The following is a 22,857-nucleotide window of genomic DNA, read 5'->3' as shown; positions in this document are numbered from 1 at the left end:
AAGCAAAAGCAATATCAATAATAGTTAGGGGAGCGATTTAAAAGGGGATTGCCGGCGCCTGGAGGGAAAGTCAAATACACGTATACCCGTTACCGGTAGTGCTTTTGACGCTGTAGCACAAATAAAAAGGGATGTTGCGGTACAACATCCCCATCACTATGACGATCTTCTAATATTAAAAAGTTCTGTCGCGTTTATCCAGTTTTCCTCTCCTGTTTTGCGGTTTGGGTCTTCTTGGAAGCGCTTTTGGCATATCCGGGTTGGCGCTGTTGGCTTCCATCAGTGCTGCTTCCTCAAACGGATGCGACACGGAAGGAATGGTTTGCCGGATAAGTTTATTGATGCTGTGGAGGAATGGTCTTTCTTCTGTATCACAGAAAGAAAGGGCAAAACCTGCCGCACCCGCTCTACCGGTTCTGCCTATACGATGTACGTAAGTTTCAGAAACATTTGGCAGATCGTAGTTGATAACGTGTTCCAGTGAGTCCACATCGATACCTCTTGCAGCAATATCCGTAGCTACCAGCACACGCAGGCGGCCATTTTTAAAGTTGTTCAGGGTATTCTGACGGGAAGCCTGTGATTTATCACCATGCAGGGCATCTGCATCGATGTTACGTTTCTTCAGGTTTTTTGCGATCCTGTCCGCGCCATGCTTGGTTTGGGTAAACACGATGGTGCGTTCGATACGGTGGTCTTTCAGGATAGTTTCCAGCAGTGATTGTTTATCTTTCTTCTTTACAAAATAAACGGATTGTTCAATCCTTTCTGCGGTGGAAGATACCGGTGTAATGGTAACTTTCTCCGGTTTGTAAAGTAAGGAGTTAGCCAGTTGCGCGATGCTTGGCGGCATGGTAGCCGAAAAGAAGAGCGTTTGGCGCTGCTGTGGCAGTTCCCGGATCACCTTTTTAATATCGTTGATAAAGCCCATGTCCAGCATGCGGTCGGCTTCATCCAACACAAATATTTCCAGGTGGTTCAGGTAAATGTAACCCTGGTTCATCAGGTCGAGTAAACGACCCGGTGTGGCAATCAATATATCTGTTCCATTACGCAGGGCAATGGTTTGCCTGTGCTGCGGAACACCACCAAAGATCACATCGTGTTTCAGACCGGTGTGTTTGCCATAGGCGGCAAAACTTTCATCGATCTGCACCGCCAGTTCCCTGGTGGGCGTGAGGATCAGTGTACGGATATGTTTAAAACCTTGTTTTTCCGGCGTACTGTTATGTAATAACTGTAAGATGGGGATAGCAAACGCAGCCGTCTTACCGGTGCCTGTTTGCGCGCAGCCTAAGAGGTCTTTACCTTCCAATACAATGGGAATAGATTGTAATTGTATAGGAGTAGGTGTAGTGTACCCTTCAGTTTTCACTGCTTTTAAAATGGGCTCAATAAGCCCTAATTGCTCAAATAACATGTTGATATATCTGATGTAATAAATATAAAATAACGCTTCTTCATCTTTAGCGTTATCACAATTGAGGAGAGCAGTAAAGAAAAGATTTCCGGACTGGAGAGAATAGATATTTCTGTGCTTTATGCTTTTAACTCAACAGACGGAAGCAAAGATACTGATTTTCTGGTGAAGATGTTGATAAATTAAAAAAAAGCCATATGAAAGGGGTATTTTAAGTGTCAAAACAGTCCATAATTGCCGTTATGAGGGCTTAAATAAAAAAAAGCCGCTTTCCGGCGGCTTTTTAGAAATTTACTTTGCCGCTTCCGGTGCAGCATCAGGTTTGTTTTTTGGCTCTTCATTCCCGTGGTGACAGGTGTAGCAGGAAACCGCCATTACCTCGCTGCCCTTAAAGAATTTCTTGTTGATGCGTTTGGTCATCTTCATCATATCCCTGGCAACGCCCTTATGCGGATTAGCGTCGCTGGCGAAATCCAGCTTCTTGGCATCATCTTTCCGCGGCTCATGACAGAAATTACATTTTACGCCCAACGCAGCATTAAAGCCACGCATTACTTTGATCAGGTCGTCGTGACTGATATCTTTTGGCAATACTTTCAGATTGGTAGCCTTCTCCGGCTCCTGGGGCAGTGCGAGTGAACATAGGGTGCCGGCAGCCATAAATGCCGCCACCACTACAAAGCTTTTCCTGATTTTCATTGATCTTGGGTTTAAATAAGTCTTTAAATGCTTCCTTTAGGAAGGAATCTACAAAAAAGAATAATAGGTTGTAGGTGGGTGGGGCCGCTTTTTTCCGCGGATGGAGTGGAGGGTGAGCGGAGGTTATCTTAGCGGAGGTTGTCTTGGGCACTGATTACGCTGATTTTACTGATTTCTCTTTTGTGATTTTTTTTTGATTTGGGGAGATTGGAGTTTTGATTGGAGAAGGTTGTTTTGATGATTAGCAGATGCTTCGCATCTGCTTAATAGATGCCTGGTACATGCTTAATATATGCTTAGTGTATGCTGATGACCCGGAGGTGATGTGGAGGTGATGTGGAGGTGATGTGGACTTGAAGCTAAGATCTTTTACTACAGGGCCTTACAGGCGAAAAAGTACAAGGCGGTTATACACATCAGTGCCATCTAAGTGAAATGGCCTTGCTGATACATGAGGGAAATGAATGCCGTATTCAACTATTGTAAAACCATCCTAAATTGACTGAATTTTCCGGAAATTCTATAAAAAGACAAAAATAATTCAATTTTCAGTAACCAATGAAGGCTATTAAATAAAAATCTATCATTGCTCCCATCTTCCAAAATCACAGAAAAATCATAAAAAAAATCACAAAAGAGAAATCAGTAAAATCAGCGTAATCAGTGCCCAAGACAACCTCCGCTCAAGACAACCTTCGCTCGCAAAACAACCCCGCACCCAGATGGATGCGGGGGCTTTTTATAATTATGAGGACTTAGTTATTGTCAACACAAAGCTTGTTGTAGATCAGTTCGTCTGAAGAGATCGGCCAGATGTACTGTGCAACGGTTGGCGCAATTACCGGAACGGTGCTGCTTTTGGCAGGGAATGGAATTCCCAGGCGGGTAATTTCCATACTCCTGAAGCCTTCTCCCAGCAGTTCAATATGTTTCTCGCGTGTGATGGCGGCCAGCAATGCCGTAACGTTGGTAAAATCAGCAACGGTATAGGTAATGGTAGCATCGGAACGGTGTCTTACGGCAGACAATAATGCTACTGCTGTAGGATCCACTGAATTTGTTTGCCGTGCCCTTGCTTCTGCCAGGTTCAGTAACACTTCTGCATACCTGATCACGGGAATATAATCTGTGAAGGGGCTTGGCGTAGGGAATTTAGTCCAGAAATTCTTCCCGAGAGATTGTACAATAAACCTCCTGCGCGCATCGGTAGCTGGCTTCCAGGAAGAATCAGCGATCACCCCATTAGGATGCATGGAGTACTCTCCGTTACCGGTGAATGGCTTTGCGGCAGGTGTAAAATAATATCCCAGCTGGGTTTGCGTGCTCGGGAAATCATCCGTAGACCCGGTAAACGGCAATGAAAATATAGATTCCCTGGTAGAATAGGGCGGTGCAAACACCTTCTGTACATCCGCTTCCAGCGCATGCCCCGCAGGCGATACGAACGGCGCACTGGCTGACACCAGTTTTGCCGCTTCTGCTATTACTTTATCATACTGCTCCATATACAGGTATACACGGGTTTTATAAGCGATCGCGCTATAGGCATTGGCGCGCGTAATGGAGGTTAAGGCCCCTGCTGCCGGTTTGGTCAGTAACGCTTCAGCAGAATCAAGATCGCGGATAATCTGCGCATATGTTTCATTCACCGTACTGCGGGCGCGCGCATAACTGCCAATTTTAGCATGTCCTTCGGTGTGAATAATTAACCCTGGCCTGCTGCCGGCGCCATCCCAATGCGGACGTGCATATAACTGCAGCAAGGAGAAATAGCTTACACCCCGCACAAACTTGGCTTCCCCGGCGTACAGCTTTGCGATGGAGTCACCTACGATCTGGTTTCCAACCGCATTCATACCGGTAAGGAAAACATTGACGTTGTTAATGGTAATGTAACCCTGCGACCAGATCTCTTTTACCTCCTGCGCTTCGCCTGTAGGCACCATTCGCCAGGTGGCATTCAGCGTTACGTTGTTGGCCTTTTCATTCACAAAATCTTCCCCTCTTACTTCGTTGGCAATGGCATATTTTCCTCCCAGGAACTTGCCGTGCTTCATCACAGAGTACAAGCCATTCGCCTGGCTGGCGATCCGCTCTTTGGTTTCAAAAGCCCTGAAATCAGGAATATCTGTGGAAGGTACCGGGTGCAGCAATCCTTTCTGACAAGCACCCAAACCTATCACGGTAACCGCCAATATATTTAACACATATTTTTTCATCTTCTTTCAATTTAAAAGTTAACATTAAGACCCACTGTCAGCGTTCTTCCATTACCAAGCGTGTTACGGTCAACACCCTGACCGGAAGCATTATTACCATTGGAAGAAACTTCCGGATCGGGGCCGGGGTACTTTGTAATCAACGCAAGGTTTTGTCCACGCACGTAAACTTTGGCGCCCTGCAAACGGATAGCACTTGCAACATTATCAGGGAGGCGGTAAGTGAGTGCGGCGGTACTTAACTTTACAAAGTCGCCTTTGAAAACGTTGGCAGCAATCGCAAAAGAAGAACCATTGGAAATGTTATCGCCATATACTACGCGCGGCATATCTGTCTGATCACCCGGGTTCTGCCACCTGTTCAGCACATCGGTACTGTTATTCCAGTAACGTTGATCCCTTAACCCTGCATTACTGCCGTAGTACACATAAAATCCTGTTTGATAGGTAAGCAATACATTCAGCTCAAAAGCCTTGTAGCGGAAAGTATTCTCCAAGCCACCGAGTATTTTCGGATTGGTATTTTTATAAGCCACGGCATCTTTCACACCTACTGTAGGAGCTGTTTTGCCATCTTCATACTTATACTTAACGGCATCCGCATTATTAAAATACACCTTGTCGCCGTTGGCATTGATAAAGATCCTTCTGCCGGTTGCAGGATCCACACCATCCGTACGCACTACATACAACATACTGGCAGGATAGCCTACTTTGTTGATACTGGTTTGTTCCAGGCTGCTGGTAACAAAAGGAATGGCGGTAATATCACCCGCCAGGGATGTTACTTCATTTTTGTTATGTGCAATATTGAAACCGATGTTCCAGGAGAAGTCGCGCTTATCAATAGCCACTGCGTTTACACTGAACTCCATTCCTCTGTTGTACATGCTGCCTACGTTGGTAGGAATGGTAGCAATGGTAGCCGTGATGCTGGTGATAGGAATGCCCGCAGATGGCATTTGCGGCACAAACAGGATTAGGCCGTTAATATCGTTATAGTAATAAGAGAACTCACCACTGATCCTGTTATTCAGGATACCATAAGTAAATCCTATGTCTGTTTTCTTACTGGTTTCCCAGTTCAGATCGGGGTTACCTGCCTGGTTAAAATAAATAGAAGAACTGCCACCGTAAGGAGCAGGCTTATACAGTGATAATGCATCGTAGTCGCCCAGGCCCGCGAAGTTACCCACTTTACCATGACTGGCCCTGATCTTGAAACTGCTGAATACATTATTAAGACCTGCATTGGTCCAGAAAGCTTCTTTCGTAATTTCCCATCCTGCGGAAAAACCATAGAAAGTACCTTTCTTAAAGTTGGGACCAAAAGCGGAATATTGGTCCTGTCTTACATTGGCGCTTAGATAATATTTCTCATTGTAATTATAATTTAAACGGGAGAAAGCAGATAACAGATAATTTTCCCTGCGCAGCAAATAACGCGACAGGTCTGTGAGCCAGCCGCCTTCACTATTGTTGAAATAGTTATCCATTTGTTTCTGGCGACGCAAACCATACCGTTCGCGTGCATCCCGTTGTTGCTCAAAACCAGCCAGCAGGCTGAGGTTATGCTTGCCGAAAGAACGATCCAGCTGCGCTGTATTTGTCCATACCCAACGTTTGTTTTGTGTATAAATACTATTAACATCCCCGTTAGAAGAAACGCCATCGCCCGACATGTTATTGAGATAAATATCGTTGTTCATCAGGATGTAATCGGCGCCATACTGGGTTTTTAATGTCATCCACTCAAAAGGTTTCACCTGCAGGTAAATATTGCCCTGGATGTGACTGGCCTCTGTATTGGAATGGTCCATATCCAGCAGTACCTGCGGATTGTAGATACCGATAGGCAAGGTGTTTTTTCCGCCACTCATACCGGAACCACTGATATTATAACTTCCGTCGTTGTTATAGGCGGATACTAACGGGGAAGTGAGGAAAGCAAGACGGGCAAGACCACCGGAGTTAAAGGCTTCTCCTTCCAGCGAGCCGGAAGATCCCGAGATCAGGCTTTGTTCGTTGGAGTAAGACATCCGCGCACCAATGGAAAATGATTTCCCCAATTGCTGGTCAATGCTGAACAGGAGGCTTTTGCGCGCGAAGTCATTCTTTTTCAGAATACCCTGTTGTTTGGTATATCCTGCTGAAAAATAATAGCTGGTATTTTCAGAACCCCCGGAAACATTTACGTTGTGATTCTGCGATATGGTTTTATCGCGGTACACCACATCCATCCATTTGGTATCAATCACTTTACCGTTGGCATCGAGGTTGGCTACATAGCGATCAGCATTACCGGCATTTTTCAGCGCCTCATTTTTCATTTCAAGAAACTGTTCCGTATTCAATACGGTGGGCAGGCGTGTGGGCCTGGTAGTACCTACCCAGCCATCGTAGACTACTTTCGGGCGGCCTGCCTTTCCTTTTTTAGTAGTTACAAACACCACTCCATTGGCAGCGCGGCTGCCGTAAATGGCTGTAGCAGCAGCATCTTTGGCGATATCTATGGAGGCAATATCAGCAGGATTAATGCTTGATAATGGATTCAACGGAGAGTTGGAAATACCTGCGCCTACATCACCGGAAAATGCAGGTACTCCATCGATAACAATTAAGGGATAGGCGCTCATGGAAATAGAATTGGAGCCGCGGATCCGGAACACCGGCGGGTTATTCACGATTCCGTTAGGCACCGTGATCTGCACACCCGCGGCACGACCGCCTAAACCTGCCTCAAAGCTTTGCACCGGTAATTCAGCGATGGCGCTACCTTTAACGGAGACGATGCTGCCGGTTACATCTTTTTTACGTTGTGTACCATATCCTACTACCACCACTTCGGAAATAGCTTTTGAATCGGGCAACAGGATAACGGTGCCTGTGGTATTACCTGTGACAGGCAGCGTTTTTGTTTCGTATCCTACAAAAGATACTTTCAATGAATTGATGTTTTCAGGCACAGCAAGCGAGAACTCGCCTTTTCCGTCGGTAACGGTGCCTGTTTTGCCTCCGGGTAAGCTCACAGAAACACCGGGTAATCCATTACCGGTATCGTCTGTTATCTTTCCTTTCACAGTGCGGGAATGCTGTGCCAGCAGCGAGGTTGCTATCAATAGCATACCTGCCAGCACGAGTAGAAGTTTCCTCATGTCAGTTTAGATTTAATTGTTGATAAAAATTACAATGGTGGTATCGGGATTTTTGGCAATAAACACCCTGCTCCGGCTCATGAACCGGATTGGCATGCATTAACAAAGACCAGGTTATTACTTAGCTAAAAGACTCTACAGTCCCGAGTTTTAAGGTTTTAGTTATAATAATAAAGGTTTAGATTCAGAACTTTGGTTGCTACTACAGTACAAATACTCACAATAAGGTTTGTTGCCAGATTTACTGGTTACTTAAAAATAAAAAAGAAATTTAACTTTTCATCGCAGTGATAAATATTACTTTGCATTCATCTCTTCAAAAACGATTTTCCAACACTCTAACATTTAGCTATCAGCGGCTTATATATTCAATTACCGACCGGAAATTTTTATTCTCCCCATCCGGTTAACGTATAGGCATAACCGGTGTCTTTCGGATGTGCTTTCCAGAGGGGCGTCAGATCGAGATCCGGATATTTTTTTTCTGCGATGGCAGCGAGTTCCAGGTAGCCATCTGCCTGCATCGGCTTAATTTGCCGGTATTGCCAGGCGGCGTTACCTGCAGCAAATGGAAGCATCCACTGGAAAGCCTTGCGCAGGCTTTTCTTACCGGGGCTTTCATAATTCCAGAGATCTACCTCTATCTTTTCCGCCATCAGTGCCAGTTCAAAAAATGCTTTCAGGTTAAAGTAAGAATAATTCCAGGAAAGGGTGCGCTCCAGTTCCAGCGGCTGCCGGCCATCGGCTTCAAATTGTTGTTCCATCCGTTGCCTGGTTTGTGTGAGCAGCAATTGTTTTGCCAGCGCCTGTTGTCCGGTGAACAATGCCATGGCTACTGCCTGTACATCGTACCAGGTACCATGATTATTTTTTGCTGCCAACTCCTCCTTCCCTATTTTACTGGTACGCATCCAGGCAAGGAACAGGTGGAACCAGTCCTGTATACTTTTGTATTCCGCCACCGGAAAGGCGGGCGAATCTTTCAGCAACTGCATTCCATCCATCAATGCAATTACAGCATGTGTATCTATTAAGCCAATACCCCGTCCTTCTGTAATACCTGGAATGGCCTGGCCGTAGTTGAGATTGGGATTCATCCGGGTAGCCGGATCGAGGAACCAGGTATGTAATAACGCCACTGCTTTGGTGGCGTATTGTTCCTTACCGGTATAAAACCAGGCAAGACCGAGCACATTTACATCGTTGCACAAGGCATTGAAATAAGAATCATCTTTAATCGTATATCGTTCCGGATTGGTCACTCCATCGCGACGGATGTATGGCAATCCGTTTGCTTTGGCGGAATCCGGCCACCAGTAGGGGCCTACACTCATGTAATCATGTTTGTCGCCACTCGGGGGGACTTTACTTTTAAAAGTAACCGCATACGGACCGTGTTGCAGCGCACGGTCAGCGCGCGTGAGTAATTCATGCAGCGCCTTTTCAGCTCCGGGCTGATGCGTTGCGATGGCTGCTTTCTGCGCCGTGAGCACGGCAGGGTCGAATAAAAATGTGCCAGGCGCGGCTTGTTGTGCGGCCGTATGTACGGGCAAACAGGTGATCAGTAAAATAAAGAGGGTACGGGTCAGGTGTAGCATAGTTAATACTTCCTTTCTAATTTAATCAATTTTCAACTCTTATTAAAAATCTTCTTCAATCGCAATAACCGGGTTTTTTACCGATATTCACGAGGCTACCTTTGTTTAAAAACATTGATGCTATGAATCATTATAACACCGTTGCCACGGCAATAGACTATATTAAAGAGCATTTCAAAACGCAGCCCGACTTACAGGAAATTGCTGCGGCCGTACATATGAGCCCATTTCATTTTCAGCGTGTATTTGCAGAGTGGGCAGGGGTAACACCTAAAAAGTTCCTGCAGTACCTTACGCTGGATTACGCCAAAACTATATTGAGAGAAGAAAAGGTAACCGTGTTCGATGCTGCCTTTGAAGCGGGGCTTTCGGGCACCGGCCGCCTGCACGACCTGTTTATCAATATAGAAAGTATGACGCCGGGAGAATATAAAAACGGCGGCAAGGCATTGCGCATTAATTACAGTTTTGCAGAGAGTCCGTTTGGTGATATCATTGTGGCATCTACCTCCAAAGGTATCTGCCATATGGCTTTTGCAGACGATCAGCAACTCGCCCTGCAGGCGCTGACCGCGCAGTTTCCCCATGCACAGTTTACCCAGATGGTGGACCTTATTCAGCAAAACACCCTGTATATTTTTACGCAGGACTGGAGCCGGCTGTCTGAAATAAAACTGCATTTGCGGGGAACGGACTTTCAACTGAAAGTATGGGAAGCCCTGCTGAAAATCCCGATGGGTAATTTAACTACCTACTCACAGCTGGCAACAACCCTTCAAAACCCAAATGCTTCCCGCGCAGTAGGCTCAGCGGTGGCACAGAATCCGGTGGCCTTCCTGATTCCTTGTCACCGTGTAATTAAAGCCACCGGCGACACCGGGCAATACCATTGGGGAAGCACACGTAAAAGCGCCATCATTGGCTGGGAAGCCGCCAAAAAAGGAAATACTGATGGATGGGAGATATAAACTGCCCGGTATTCCGGCAGCGTCCAAAAAACAAAGGGCTGCCCGCTTGTGTAGGACAGCCCCGTTTTTGCTTATGAAAAAAAGGACCAGCACTAAATAGTGCCTGCCGGTTAGACGAGGAAAAAAAAGTTTATCAGAAAAGTCAAAATATCACCATTGTATAAACGTCGTCAAACATGCCTGCAGGGCATGAGCATTAGTTCTCTCACGAAGATCAGCGTCCGGTTTAGATGTTAATCAAGTTAGTTTATCGTTTGTGATACTTCTTCTTCAGATTTTGGTTGCTATAAACACATCCTCCCGCAGATGCTTAGTAGTGCTTAATAGGTTACCTTAAAAATAAAAAATAATTTTGCATTTTCATATATAAATTTCCTGTTTGTTTAGAGTCCGCATTAAAAAACATATCGATATTTAGTATCAATCCTTTACATATACCAATATCCATGCGTTTTCTGACCTCCCCATAAAAAACAGTGAATCCGGAAAGAAACCTGCCGGTAAACCGGTGATATGGTGTGACCGGAGATGGCTGATCAATGTGTGCTGGAATGCCCGTATATACTTATCAGTGAGCGCTGGAATCTTACCAGATAATACGCAAATTTTGCCAAACAATCTATTTTTTTTAAGCGTATTATAAGGCGGCGCTCCGATTCTTACACCTAACTTTGCTATACCAAACACCAAAGTACCTACGGGAACGCGAACTTATGAATGTTTACAGTATAGTTAAAGGACCCCAACAGCCAGAGCTGCTTCATCATGAAACGCTGGCCGATATTTTTTCACAATCGGTGCAGGAACATGCCCATCAAACCGCACTGATATTCCAGCAACAAACACTTACTTATCAACAGCTGGATCACTGGAGCGATGCCATCGCCGTATTCCTGCAATCCAAAGGAATAGGTCCCGGCAGTGTGGTTGGGATCTGGTGGCCACGCAGCCTTGAACTGCATGCCGCTATACTGGGCATCATTAAAGCCGGTGCGGCTTATGTTCCCCTCGACCGGGAGATGCCGGCAGAAAGAGTAGAAGGTGTATTGACAGAAGTAAAGGCGGCGGCCTGCTTCAGCCAAGTTCCCCTCCAGCTGGAAGCCCCGGTGTTATCAGTACCACCGGTACCTGGCAGCACTGAAATATTCACCCTTAACGCCGGACCACAACCCGAAAATTTTGCTTACATATTATACACTTCCGGCAGTACCGGCAAACCCAAAGGCATCCCGATCAATCACCGGCAGATCTGCCACCTTATCAGGGCAGAACAAACCGTTTTAAATATCCGTGCCACCGATAAGGTGTACCAGGGTTTCTCCGTATCTTTTGATATGTGGTGCGAAGAAACCTGGCTGAGTTACTTTGCCGGCGCCACGCTCTGGGTGGCCGATGCCACCACCGCCAAAGCCATTGATGAACTGGGCGATGTATTGCGCCGTGAAAAAATCACCGTACTACATGCCGTTCCCAGCCTGCTCGCTATCATGGACGATAATATCCCCACGCTGCGCCTCATTAATGCCGGCGGCGAAGCCTGTACGCCACAGGTACTATCCAGGTGGGCTGTACCCCCGAGGCACTTTTATAACAGTTACGGGCCTACGGAAACAACAGTAAGCGCCACTTTTGCGGCGTTAAAGCCAGGAGATTATATCACCATCGGACAGCCGCTGCCCAATTACAACATGGCCGTGGTAGACGAAAAACTGGATATCCTCCCGGTAGGCGAACGCGGAGAACTGGTTATTTCAGGACCCGGCGTAGGCGACGGGTATATCGACCGCCCCGAGCTGACCCGCGAAAAATTTGTGGATAAGCCAGCTGCCATGACGGAACTACCCGGCTCACGCCTGTACCGCACCGGTGATGCCGCCATTATTTTACCGGATGGCAGTATCGACTTCCAGGGCCGCCTCGATGATCAGATCAAGCTGCGGGGATACAGGATTGAACTCGGGGAAATTGAAAACCAGCTCCATGCTATTGCCGGCATTGCCGCGGCAGCAGTAGCGGTAAAAAAAGACAGCAACGACCAGGATCAGCTGGTAGGTTATATTGTACAGGAAGATCATGCTCCTTTTGATGAATCCTTCCTCCGTGCAGTACTCGCCAAAGTATTACCACCCTATATGGTGCCCGGCACCATCGTAGCGCTGGAAGATATGCCCCGCCTGCCAAGCGGCAAAATAAACCGTAAAGCACTACCACTGCCTGCGGCCTTTGCACAGGTAACCACTCATGAAGCCATTGATCCGGACGCCCCTGTAGCCGACAGGATCAGTGCTATCCTGTCAAAGGTATTTCCGGATAAAACAATCGATCTTCAACAGGACTTTTTTACCGACCTGGGAGGACACTCCTTACTTGCAGCAGCTTTTGTATCACGACTGCGCCGTGAGGCCAATGTGCCTAATGCATCTCTCAAAGATATTTATATACACCGCCCCCTGCAGGAACTGGTAAATGTATGGGCCGCACAGCCACAGTCGGCCCCTAAGCCGCCCCGCGTTTTTAATAAAGTGCCGTGGTGGCGTCATCTCAGTTGCTGGATAGCACAAACTGTTGCCATACTGGTGATCTTCGGATTATTTGCCATGCAGATATTCCTCCCTTACCTGGGATATTATTACGTGGAACAGGATACCAGCCACCTTGGATATGCGATCCTTACCGCTCTTATCATGTTTTGCCTGTTACCGCCTCTCTTTTCCATGCTTATTATCAGCACCAAATGGCTGGTAATAGGCAAAATGAAAGCAGGAGATTATCCTTTATGGGGTACTTATTACTTCCGCTGGTGGCTGGTAAAAACAATCCAGCGCCTTATGCCTTCACAATTCCTCAATGGCACGCCTTTATACCCGGCTTATCTCCGGATGCTGGGCGTGAAAATAGCACCGGATGCGCAACTCGGCGCGGTAACCATTGGCGCAGAAGATCTTGTTACCATTGGCAGCGATGTAAGTATCAGTTCACAAGCTGTCATCAATAATGCGTTTGTGGAAGATGGATGGCTGAAACTACGCAGCGTGTATCTTGGCGATCATGCATACGTAGGCAGCAGTGCAGTTATTGGCGGCGACACGGTAATGGAAGCCTGGAGCGAATTACAGGACCTTAGTTTCCTGCCTGCCAACAGTACTGTGAAATCTGGCGAGGTATGGCAGGGTAGCCCGGCTGTACTAAAAGTAACTAAAAATATCAGTGAGCTGCCACAGCCCCTGCCGGTATCAAAAGCTACCCGCAGAAAATACAGCGCTATCTTTTCGCTGTTCCTGCTGGTATTTCCATTTACGGTGCTATTGCCGTTGTTGCCTACCATCATTACCCTCAACCAAATGGATAATGCCGCACCGGATTATAACTTCAATTATATGGTGATCACACCGGCGCTGGCGCTGAGTTATATTATTTTATTTACTGCGCAAACCGTGCTGCTTACCCGTTTACTGCAATGGGGAATTAAGCCGGGCACTTATCCTATTTACAGCGCATTTTATGCCCGTAAATGGTTTGCTGACCAGTTGATGTCGCTATCGCTGATTGTAATACATCCTATTTTTGCCACAGTGTATATCTCTTCGCTGTTCCGCGCACTGGGAGCCAAAATAGGCCGCAATACCGAAGTATCTACCGCCAGCAGCGTTACCCATCCTTTACTCGAAATAGGCGACGGCGCCTTTATTGCAGATGCGGTAACACTCGGCGAATCTGATGTACGCGGACAACAGCTGATACTCGAAAAAACGATCATACATAATACCAGCTTTGTTGGCAACAGTGCCCTGATACCACAGGGTTATGAATTGCCGGAGAATATGCTGATAGGCGTGTTATCTACACCACCCTCCAAAGAACAGCTGGCAGCAAGTACTGCCCGCGACTGGTTCGGCTCCCCGGCTATTGCGCTGCCACGCCGCCAGGAAAGTCATTTCTTTCCCCCGGAACTCACTACCCATCCATCGCCACAACGCAAACTGGCCAGGGCTACGGTTGAATTTATACGTATCCTCATCCCGGAAACAGTGGTGATCTGCTGCAGTATCCTGTTCATTGCCTATGCCCATGACCTTGTAACAGATGAACCCTGGTGGATGATCCTGTTGCAGTTCCCCTTCTATTATCTCTTTTTCCTGGGGCTGCCGGCATTCTTCTTTACCGTGCTGCTCAAATGGATTCTTGTAGGCAAATACAAGGCTTTACAAAGCCCCATGTGGACATCCAATGTATGGCGCAGTGAAGCGATTACTTCTACCTACGAAGCACTCTCTATTCCATTCCTGCTGGAATACCTGAAAGGGACTCCGTGGCTGCCGGTAATACTCCGCCTGCTGGGTGTAAAAACAGGCCACCGCGTATTACTGAATACCGCAGATATCACGGAATTTGACATGGTGGAAATAGGTACTGATAGTATGTTGAATGAAGACAGCGGCCCGCAGACACACCTGTTTGAAGACAGGGTGATGAAGATAGGACCCATTAAAGTAGGTCGCAGAAGCAGCATTGGCGCAAGGTCCATTATCCTGTACGATAGTGAAATAGGCGATGATGTAAATATTGCGCCGTTGTCGTTGTTAATGAAAGGAGAAAAATTACAACCTGGTACCAGCTGGACAGGCAGCCCGGTTAAACCGGAATAACGCTATCAACTATACGAAAATGATTAACATCCAATCCATACAAATAAAAGATCACTATGCTCTCATCAGCAACATGATGGAGCAGCTGCATCTTTCGGAAAAAGCATTTTTCCCGAAAACGGCCACCTGGGAAAGCATTGCATCCAACTATATGCAACATGTGATAGAAATGCAGGAAACCTGCGGTGGCACTTGCCTGCTGGCCTATGCAGGTGATAAACCAGCAGGCTTCATCTTTGCATATCCGGAAGAACCGGACGACAGCCGGATTGAAGATTATACGGGTAACACCCTCTATGTATCTGATGGTTATGTAGCAGATGAATTCCGCCGCCAGGGTATTTACAGGATGCTGAATGAAGAACTGGAACGGATATACGTAGCAATGGGTATTCGCAGGATAGTCAGATATACGCTGGCGAACAACCATCGTATGCAACGGTTCCTGGCATCGGAAAAATATGAGCCGGTACGGCTGGTATATGAGAAGTGGCTGACTTAACAGCCCCTTCTCTAATAGTCGATAGCATGGTCCTTTTTCACAGAAGCTCCGGCATATACTTTCTTTGAGGTCCATGGCTGCGCCGGTTCCGACCAGAACGGACTGTCGTAAGGTAAGCCCAATGCCAGGAAACCGGTGCTGCATAAATACAGGCTGCCGGTAGAGGTATAGGTATCTGCAATCTCCGGCTGATGCCCGCAGAAACCAATCTTCAGCCATCCTTTTTTATCAAAAGTACCGGGCACCTCAAATATTCGTTTATTCACTGCCGTTAGTGCACACCTTACCTGTGCGGGCGATATTTCTTCCGGCAGTTTTTCTTCCAGTGCAATTTGCGCAAGTGCCTGGAAAGCCGCGTTGCGGTAAGGCATGGAGCGACCCACTACCGGGAAAGTTCCTTCAGGAGAAATTTGCCTTTCAAGAATAGCGGCATAACGCTGCATTCGTTTTAATGCCAGTTCATAGTTTGCTTTACTTCCCTCTTCTTTTTCAGCCATCACCTTTAGTACGTCTACCAGCATGGGCTGGATCACAAAAGAGTTGTAATAGTCGTAATGAAAATGCGCGCCGTCGCCATACATACTGTCACCCTTATACCACTCCATCATTTTTTGCACGGCCAGGTCAATTGGTTTGCGGTCCCAGTCGGCGCCGAATTTCAGCAGCATGGCTTCAATGATGGCGGAGAACAATACCCAGTTGTTGGTAAATGCTTTAATGCTGCGTAAACTGATTAATCCATCTATTACCTGCTGTTGTGTTTTGGGAGTGAGCCTGCGCCATACATGCTTTGGTGCGCGTAATAATCCATGCGCGAGGAAAGCGCCGTCTACCAGTGGTTGTGCATCAAATTTGCCGGTAAAGTTCATATAGTCCGGGGATGCAGGATCTACTGCCATCGCTATTGCTTTGTGGGTCATTTCCAGCATGGCAATACGCTTGCTTCCCTCCATCGTGTTGTCTGGTCCAAGTTCCAGCCAGGGGGCAATGCCGGCCAGGGTTCTGCCAAATGCTTCGAGGTAGGTTACTTTCTCCACCGGTTTTCCATAGTTCGGCGCCACTTCGGTAGGCATGGTGGCTTTCAGTTTTCCTTTGCTCAGTTGCTCAATAACGGGCTGGCATATACGAATCATCAGATCCACATTATACTCCCTGTCATCGGGTGCAGGCTTTTCAGCCGCCATCGCTTTCAGCAATCCCTTTTCAGAGCCTATAGTACTTGCCACTCCTGCCATAGGAATAGCTTTGATAAAAAAACGTCTGTCCATGCAAATAAATTTACGGCATTATTTTGCCCATTGTTTATACCGGAGTAATGCTTCTATAAAGTAATAATCAGCATAAGTGAGCGGTACATCCACTTCCGATTTATTAGGCAGGTGGCCTACGCTATGCATCAGTATAAAATCATTGTTTTCTCCTTCCTTCGCCAGGTATGCCGGGCTGCAAAGGCTTGCCAGCATTTTTTCTGCTGCATTCCAGTAACGTTTGCCATCGGCTTTATTGGTGAAACGGCTTAGCTCCAGCAAGGCTGATGCAGCTACTGAAGCAGCAGATACATCACGCAGTGCGTTGGGAATATCCGGTGCGTCGTAGTCCCAGTAAGGCACGAGATCGGCCGGCATATGCGGGTTATCCAGGATAAAGTTTGCGATATGACGGGCCTGCTCCAGGTAGGCTTTATCTTTTGTATCGCGGTACATAAGGGTATAGCCATATAGTCCCCATGCTTGTCCGCGTGCCCAGGCAGAACTGTCGGCCAGTCCCTGATGTGTTTTACGTTCATTTACCGCACCGGTAGCGGGATCGTAATCCACTACGTGGTAAGAGCTGTAGTCCGGGCGGAAATGGTTCTTCATCGTAGTGTTAGCGTGTATGCGGGCGATTTCTGCAAACTTTTTGTCGCCGCTTTCGCGGGTAGCCCAGTTCAGCAGTTCGAGGTTCATCATGTTATCAATGATCACCGGGAACTTCCATGCGCCGTGATCCCATGATTTAATACAACCTACGGTTGGGTTAAAGCGGGTGGACAATGACTTTGCGCTGGTGAGCAAAATGGATTTGTAAGCGGTATCTTTTGTGATGCGGAGGGCATTGCCAAAGGGGCAATACATCATAAAGCCCAGGTCATGTGTGTGGGTATTGTACTGTTCTTTTTGTACCAGCGCCATTCTCTTCAGGGCTTCGTTTTTAAAGGCCGGATCTTTGGTATATTCAAAAAGGTACCAGTTGGTACCGGGATAAAAACCGGAGGTCCACCAGCCGGAGTTAGATGTCATCAAACTGCCATCTTTGCTGGTGCTGCGTGGCAGCAAACTATCGGGTACATGCGTCATCATCAGCTTGTACTGCCTGGCGGCGAATTGCAGGGTGGCATCTGCTTTTGCGAGTAGGGCTTTATCTACTTTACCCGCCTGCGCATACGATTGCATCATAAATGCCGGCAATAACAATACCGTAAAGAACAGGTTCTTCTTCATAATAACGTGATTATAGTATGATCATTTCTTTTTTCCACTGCTCTTTGCTGTACCAGCAGAAGATTCGCGGGCTATCAGTTGAATAGGTATTATTTCCTGTGAATAACGTGATACAGTGGAAGGTGCGGTACTGATCAGTTCCATGAGAGCGGCTACCACACGTTCCCCCATCATGGCCGGGTACTGGTCTACACTGGTAACAGCCGGCGTTACGATTTCTGTACGGGGATCATTGGAATACCCTACTATTTTCAGGTCTTCCGGCACCCTTACATTTATTTTCCGGCAATACTGCATGATGGTAATGGCTGTTGTATCGTTAGATGCAAAAACGCCATCGGGGAATGGAGGTTGCGAGAATATTTTTTCACAGGTTTGCCAGGCGTTATCGCGGGTGAGTTCGTGATAAAATACACGCGTTTTTTTAAACGGCAGTTTTGATTCCTGTAATGCATTCTTATACCCTGCTACCCTTTCCACATAAAGGTTACAGCTGAGCGGCCCGGAAATGTGAACAATATCTTTACAGCCTTTTTCTATCAGGTGGTTAGTGGCGGTATAACCTCCCAGGTAATCATCTCCCTTAATTACCTTTACATTGTAATCCTTCGGTACCCTGTCAAAAAATATCAGCGGAATTTTGTTGTCCTTGAATACATCGAAATGGGAAAAGTCGGTGGTATATAAAGTGGTAGATACCACCAATCCATCTACCCTGGCGGAATACAGCGTATTTACCAGTGCTATTTCCTGTTCGTAGGAATCGTTGGATTGGCAGATGATCAGGTTATATCCATGTTCCTGCAGCTTGTTTTGAATGATGGTGCTGATGGTAGCTGGAAAGAACATAGAGATACGCGGAACAATAAGCCCGATGGTTTTGCTTTTGTTGTTGCGTAACCCGGCGGCTAAGGCGTTGGGACGATAGCCGAGTTTACGGGCCATCTTCTTTACCTTATCTTTCGTACGTGCGCTGATGTTAGGATTATCATTCAGGGCGCGTGAAACAGTGGATACGGAGAGCTTCAGCTCTTCAGCAATATCCACAATTGTTTTTTCGGTACGTTTGCTCATGTATAGAGGCTATTAGCTGTAATATGTCCTGTTATCTTCCCATCCAGCCACCATCCACTGTAAGGATTGTACCATGTATGTAATCAGCCGCTTTTGAGGCAAGGAATATTGCTGGTCCGGCAAAATCTTCCGGTTCACCCCATCTGCCGGCCGGAATGCGGTCCAGTATAGCGCTGCTGCGTTGCTGATCTGCCCTGAGGGCTGCCGTATTATCCGTGGCAATATAACCCGGCGCAATGGCATTCACGTTTACACCTTTTGAAGCCCATTCATTGGCAAATGCCTTTACCAGTGAGCCTACGGCTCCTTTACTGGCTGCATATCCCGGTACGTTAATACCACCCTGGAAGGTGAGCAAAGACGCTGTAAAGATAACTTTTCCGCTTCCACGGGCAATCATTCCTTTTCCTATTTCGCGGGTCAGGATAAATTGGGCGTTCAGGTTGATGTTAATCACTTCGTCCCAGTACTCGTCCGGGTGCTCTGCGGCGGGTTTACGGAGAATAGTGCCGGCGTTATTGACGAGAATATCTATTACCGGAACGTCCTGTTCCAGTTGTTTAATAAAGGCATAAAGGCTGGTCCGGTTGGAAAAGTCGGATTGATAGGCCTTAAAACTACGGCCCAATGCTTTTACTTCTTTTTCCACTTCGCTGCCCTCCAGCTCCAGGGAGGCTGAAACCCCGATAATATCTGCACCTGCGGTAGCCAGTGCCACTGCCATTGCTTTTCCTATGCCACGTTTGCAGCCGGTAACCAGCGCAGTTTTTCCTTTTAACTGAAATAAGTCCATGATGAATAAGTTGGAGTTTTCCGGCGGGCCAGTGGTGGCCTGCCGGAAAAGTTATTGAATCGTTACCTGTAAGGGTTGTTTAATCTTCCGGGCGAATGTTTCGAGATAAGCGAACCACTCTTCGGCAGAAGTGATCCTGCCACCTTTGCTCCATGCTGCCCCGAAATAGTACTCATATGGCTGCTGGCTCCCTGCTGTTCCGGGACTCAGCAAATGTACATGATCCGTTTTCATTCCGGGTACTTCCCGTGCAAAAACACAACCTATGCCCAGCGTGCCATCGTCGCCATGAGCGGGCTCCCAATAACCCATTACGCCTGTTTTCTCATCCAGCAATACGGTGCCGGGCTCTTTGCGTTTTACAATACCTGTTACCACGGGGATGTCATTCCCTTTGAAGCTGTATTGTACCTGCATTTTATTGAGCTGGGAACCTGCATCCAGGGAGATGGTTTTAGTAACGGTAACGGCGGTGTTGCCTGCCTGCCAGGTATCGTAGGTGAGGGAGAAAGTGGTGCGCAACGGACCATTGTCGAGGGTTTTCGACTGCCGGTAGTTTTTTGGGAAATAGATGGTATCCTGTCCGGATGGCGCTGTGTCACCTGCGCCAAGTGTTAAGCCCACGCTGTAATAGTCCAGTCCCTGCCCGTTATCGTGGTGATAGTTGTCCAGTTTATACCAGGTGTCAATCACCATATCGGTTGTACGCTTGGCCCATACATCAATACCATAGGCCATTTCTTTTGGTACTTTTTCAAGCGCCTTGCCATACATGCGATAGGCCATGCGGTCGTTTTCCCAGGCGTAATCATCTTTACGCTCCGGCACATAACGGCCGTATGCCTTTGCCTTTACGGGCGCAGGGGCGCCTTCCACTACCCGCGCATACAAACTTGCAGCAGCGGGCAGTGTTACCTGTACCAATATCTTCTTTGGCGATTTACCGCCTTCATAAATCAGTTGATAAGGAATTTCCTGTCCGCTCAATACGTCCACTATCTTAAAACCTTTCAGCGTTTGTTTGGATAATTTTGCACTGAAAGCGGGGTAAGGAATTTCTGTCACTTCTTCTATCCTGTTGATACCAGTGTTATTGGAGATGATTACCTGGGCAGCAGCACTTTTCCGGAGATCATATTTGATCAGTTCCGAGCCTGCTAACAGGAACGCACCTACGCCATATACTTCGGTATCATTGGCGGTTGCTTTTCCGGGTGCAGCGCCTATTTCCTGCACAAATCCCAGCTTACCATCCGGGTGCACGCAGCCGGTAAGCGCTTCCCATCCCTTTTGTATCACCGGTAAAAATTCCTTCTCCGGTAAAAGACCACTATTCACTCCCCACATCAACGCATATACGTAAAAGCCGGTGCCGCTTGTTTCCTTTGCTGGGTAGCTTTCAGGGTCCAGTAAGCTGGCGTGCCAGGTACCATCGGCTGTTTGCAGGGCTTTTATGCGGTAAGCCATTTGTTTATACAACTCCTGGAAACGTGCCTTTCCGGCGTAGCCGGCGGGCATATTATCCAGCATACGAACCAGGCCGCCCATTACCCAACCGTTGCCACGGCTCCAGTATACATTGGTCCCGTTCTTTTCTTTTTTTCCGATATAGCTGCCATCGCGGTAATAAAGGCTGTCCTGTTTATTATACAGGTAGTCTGTTGTTTTCCACCATAGCTTATCTGCGGTGGCCAGGTAACGCGGATCACCGGTGGCCGTGCTTAAATATGCCAATGCCGGGGGGCCCATGAATAAGGCATCACACCAGGCCCATTCGCGGTGGTGAACACCATTTTTCCATTCGAGTGATTCTGTATGCGGCGCTGCCACAATGCTATCTGCCAGCTTACGGAACTTATCGGTCATTACCGGATCTTTATAGACACTATTCAATTGTGAATAGAGCTGACCTACGCAATATTCATCTGCGAAGAAACGATCGGGCCCGGTGTTCCAGTTGTTGTCTTTCCCTACCTGTACCAGGCGGTCCACAAAAAAGGGATTGGATGTTACCTGGGCCAGCGACATCATACCGGCGTACATTGCGCCATTGGTCCAGTCGGTAGGCGCGTGGTTCCAGCCATTTTCAGCTATATGGCGCCATTGCCAGGAAGCCACTTTTTCCATTTGCGCCCTTACCGCAGCTGCGGTATAGGCATCCGTGAAAGCCGTGGCATGCAGGCTGGTAACGGGTTCCGCAGCATGCACCGGTAAGCCGGCATGCAGGAAAGACAAGCCCAGCAAGCTTCCTGCGATAATTTTTTTCATCATCATGATAGCAGCTATTATCAGTTCATTAACGTAGTTCCGTGATCTTGCAATGATCCATATCACTGTAGTCGAGGTTTTCACCGGCCATACCCCATATAAAAGTATAGTTGCTGGTGCCGGCGCCGGAGTGAATGGACCAGGGTGGGGAAATAACCGCCTGTTCATTCTGCATCCAGATATGCCGGCTTTCCTGTGGCTGTCCCATGAAGTGGCATACAGACTGGCCTTCCGGTATTTCAAAGTAAAAATATACTTCCATTCTTCTGTCGTGCGTATGCGCCGGCATGGTGTTCCATACGCTGCCTGGTTGCAGCTCTGTCATGCCCATTTGCAGCTGGCAGGTTTCCAGCACGCTGTTCACCAGCAGTTTATTGATGGTGCGGTGATTGGCAGTTTCCAATGTGCCCAGTGTTACCACTTCCGCTTCTTTTTTAGACACTTTACGGGTTGGGTAGCTATGATGCGCTGGTGTGGAGTTGAGGTAAAATTTAGCGGGTGTTGCTGCGTTTTTACTGGAGAAGATCACCTGTTGTTTTCCTTTGCCGATGTATAATGCTTCTTTATACGCCAGTTCAAATTTCTCACCGTCTACTTCCACTATGCCATCACCACCTACGTTGATCATGCCCAGTTCTCTTCTTTCCAGGAAATAGGTTGCTTTCAGCAGGTCAATGGTGTCCAGTGTTACCGGTCCTTTTACGGGCATGGCGCCGCCTGTGAGGTAGCGGTCATAATGTGTGTGGGTCCAGGCAATGTGGTCGGCGTCGAAGATTTTCTCCATTAAAAATGCCTGCCTGAGTTGTGCAGTGTCCATTTGCTTTACTTCAGCCGGACTGCTGGCATATCTTGATTCGAACGTGGTGCTCATATAGTCTGCATGTTTTTATTTATTTGAAACAGTAGCTGATGGTTCTTCTTCAGCTTACCGGCAATTTACATCATTATCTTTCCGGATAATTTTTGCTAATCAGGCGAAAACTCTAAAGTAATGCAAACGTTTGCAAAAATCAAGCATTTATTTAAAAAAATGCC

The 22,857-nt window shown here is 47.3% G+C and carries 14 protein-coding genes; 3 read left to right on the top strand and 11 right to left on the bottom strand.

From position 1 onward, the window contains the following. Window positions 1–175: 175 nt before the first annotated feature. The 5 genes from QFZ51_RS08330 to QFZ51_RS08310 all read right to left on the bottom strand — a co-directional run bounded on the left by QFZ51_RS08330 (window position 176) and on the right by QFZ51_RS08310 (window position 9,091). Entirely contained in the window at window positions 176–1,420 is a 1,245-nt protein-coding gene (locus tag QFZ51_RS08330) for a DEAD/DEAH box helicase (protein WP_429044994.1), read from the bottom strand. A gap of 291 nt (window positions 1,421–1,711) precedes the next feature. Beyond that, window positions 1,712–2,119: a c-type cytochrome gene (locus tag QFZ51_RS08325; protein ID WP_429044992.1), complete on the bottom strand. Its 408-nt coding sequence runs from the start codon at window positions 2,117–2,119 to the stop codon at window positions 1,712–1,714. Window positions 2,120–2,874: 755 nt separating this feature from the next. Further along, window positions 2,875–4,338 carry a RagB/SusD family nutrient uptake outer membrane protein gene (locus QFZ51_RS08320; protein ID WP_429044990.1) on the bottom strand — a complete coding sequence of 488 codons (1,464 nt, stop codon included), beginning with the start codon at window positions 4,336–4,338 and terminating at the stop codon, window positions 2,875–2,877. A gap of 11 nt (window positions 4,339–4,349) precedes the next feature. Further along, entirely contained in the window at window positions 4,350–7,493 is a 3,144-nt protein-coding gene (locus tag QFZ51_RS08315; RefSeq protein ID WP_429044989.1) for a SusC/RagA family TonB-linked outer membrane protein, read from the bottom strand. Window positions 7,494–7,882: 389 nt separating this feature from the next. Next, complete coding sequence (locus QFZ51_RS08310; RefSeq protein ID WP_429044987.1) at window positions 7,883–9,091, bottom strand: alginate lyase family protein; 1,209 nt, start codon at window positions 9,089–9,091, stop codon at window positions 7,883–7,885. A gap of 122 nt (window positions 9,092–9,213) precedes the next feature. On the opposite strand from QFZ51_RS08310, the gene QFZ51_RS08305 reads away from it, so the two are divergent. The 3 genes from QFZ51_RS08305 (at window position 9,214) to QFZ51_RS08295 (ending at window position 15,207) form a co-directional block, all read left to right on the top strand. Continuing rightward, complete coding sequence (locus QFZ51_RS08305; RefSeq protein WP_429044985.1) at window positions 9,214–10,059, top strand: bifunctional helix-turn-helix domain-containing protein/methylated-DNA--[protein]-cysteine S-methyltransferase; 846 nt, start codon at window positions 9,214–9,216, stop codon at window positions 10,057–10,059. 713 nt (window positions 10,060–10,772) lie between these two features. Beyond that, complete coding sequence (locus QFZ51_RS08300) at window positions 10,773–14,705, top strand: Pls/PosA family non-ribosomal peptide synthetase (RefSeq protein WP_429044983.1); 3,933 nt, start codon at window positions 10,773–10,775, stop codon at window positions 14,703–14,705. Between the two features lie 19 nt (window positions 14,706–14,724). Further along, entirely contained in the window at window positions 14,725–15,207 is a 483-nt protein-coding gene (locus QFZ51_RS08295) for an N-acetyltransferase family protein (RefSeq protein WP_429044981.1), read from the top strand. An 11-nt stretch (window positions 15,208–15,218) separates the two neighbouring features. Here the strand turns inward: QFZ51_RS08295 and QFZ51_RS08290 are convergent, their stop codons facing one another. The 6 genes from QFZ51_RS08290 to kduI are packed head-to-tail and all read right to left on the bottom strand — an operon-like array spanning window position 15,219 to window position 22,693. Beyond that, on the bottom strand, window positions 15,219–16,475 hold the full coding sequence (locus QFZ51_RS08290) for a DUF2264 domain-containing protein (protein ID WP_429044979.1): 1,257 nt from the start codon (window positions 16,473–16,475) through the stop codon (window positions 15,219–15,221). Between the two features lie 18 nt (window positions 16,476–16,493). Then, window positions 16,494–17,687 (bottom strand): glucuronyl hydrolase, encoded by a 1,194-nt coding sequence (locus tag QFZ51_RS08285; RefSeq protein WP_429044977.1) that lies wholly within the window; start codon window positions 17,685–17,687, stop codon window positions 16,494–16,496. 21 nt (window positions 17,688–17,708) lie between these two features. Then, window positions 17,709–18,761 (bottom strand): LacI family DNA-binding transcriptional regulator, encoded by a 1,053-nt coding sequence (locus QFZ51_RS08280; RefSeq protein WP_429044975.1) that lies wholly within the window; start codon window positions 18,759–18,761, stop codon window positions 17,709–17,711. A 31-nt stretch (window positions 18,762–18,792) separates the two neighbouring features. Continuing rightward, complete coding sequence (locus QFZ51_RS08275; protein ID WP_370909437.1) at window positions 18,793–19,554, bottom strand: SDR family oxidoreductase; 762 nt, start codon at window positions 19,552–19,554, stop codon at window positions 18,793–18,795. Window positions 19,555–19,605: 51 nt separating this feature from the next. Continuing rightward, window positions 19,606–21,828: a DUF4861 family protein gene (locus QFZ51_RS08270; RefSeq protein WP_429044973.1), complete on the bottom strand. Its 2,223-nt coding sequence runs from the start codon at window positions 21,826–21,828 to the stop codon at window positions 19,606–19,608. Between the two features lie 22 nt (window positions 21,829–21,850). Next, window positions 21,851–22,693 carry a 5-dehydro-4-deoxy-D-glucuronate isomerase gene (kduI, locus tag QFZ51_RS08265; RefSeq protein WP_429044972.1) on the bottom strand — a complete coding sequence of 281 codons (843 nt, stop codon included), beginning with the start codon at window positions 22,691–22,693 and terminating at the stop codon, window positions 21,851–21,853. Window positions 22,694–22,857 lie beyond the last annotated feature (164 nt).

The sequence above is a fragment of the Chitinophaga sp. W3I9 genome (assembly GCF_050434025.1).
Classification (GTDB): domain Bacteria; phylum Bacteroidota; class Bacteroidia; order Chitinophagales; family Chitinophagaceae; genus Chitinophaga.
The sequence above is the reverse complement of the archived record's forward strand: the minus strand, read 5'-3'. Positions and strand labels throughout refer to the sequence as shown.

Excerpts from the sequence above, each read along its gene's own strand:
- QFZ51_RS08315 (WP_429044989.1), bottom strand. The coding sequence starts at position 7,493 with ATGAGGAAACTTCTACTCGTGCTGGCAGGTATGCTATTGATAGCAACC.
- QFZ51_RS08320 (WP_429044990.1), bottom strand. The coding sequence starts at position 4,338 with ATGAAAAAATATGTGTTAAATATATTGGCGGTTACCGTGATAGGTTTG.
- QFZ51_RS08300 (WP_429044983.1), top strand. The coding sequence starts at position 10,773 with ATGAATGTTTACAGTATAGTTAAAGGACCCCAACAGCCAGAGCTGCTT.
- QFZ51_RS08305 (WP_429044985.1), top strand. The coding sequence starts at position 9,214 with ATGAATCATTATAACACCGTTGCCACGGCAATAGACTATATTAAAGAG.
- QFZ51_RS08275 (WP_370909437.1), bottom strand. The coding sequence starts at position 19,554 with ATGGACTTATTTCAGTTAAAAGGAAAAACTGCGCTGGTTACCGGCTGC.
- QFZ51_RS08325 (WP_429044992.1), bottom strand. The coding sequence starts at position 2,119 with ATGAAAATCAGGAAAAGCTTTGTAGTGGTGGCGGCATTTATGGCTGCC.
- QFZ51_RS08270 (WP_429044973.1), bottom strand. The coding sequence starts at position 21,828 with ATGATGATGAAAAAAATTATCGCAGGAAGCTTGCTGGGCTTGTCTTTC.
- kduI (WP_429044972.1), bottom strand. The coding sequence starts at position 22,693 with ATGAGCACCACGTTCGAATCAAGATATGCCAGCAGTCCGGCTGAAGTA.
- QFZ51_RS08290 (WP_429044979.1), bottom strand. The coding sequence starts at position 16,475 with ATGGACAGACGTTTTTTTATCAAAGCTATTCCTATGGCAGGAGTGGCA.
- QFZ51_RS08295 (WP_429044981.1), top strand. The coding sequence starts at position 14,725 with ATGATTAACATCCAATCCATACAAATAAAAGATCACTATGCTCTCATC.
- QFZ51_RS08310 (WP_429044987.1), bottom strand. The coding sequence starts at position 9,091 with ATGCTACACCTGACCCGTACCCTCTTTATTTTACTGATCACCTGTTTG.
- QFZ51_RS08330 (WP_429044994.1), bottom strand. The coding sequence starts at position 1,420 with ATGTTATTTGAGCAATTAGGGCTTATTGAGCCCATTTTAAAAGCAGTG.
- QFZ51_RS08280 (WP_429044975.1), bottom strand. The coding sequence starts at position 18,761 with ATGAGCAAACGTACCGAAAAAACAATTGTGGATATTGCTGAAGAGCTG.
- QFZ51_RS08285 (WP_429044977.1), bottom strand. The coding sequence starts at position 17,687 with ATGAAGAAGAACCTGTTCTTTACGGTATTGTTATTGCCGGCATTTATG.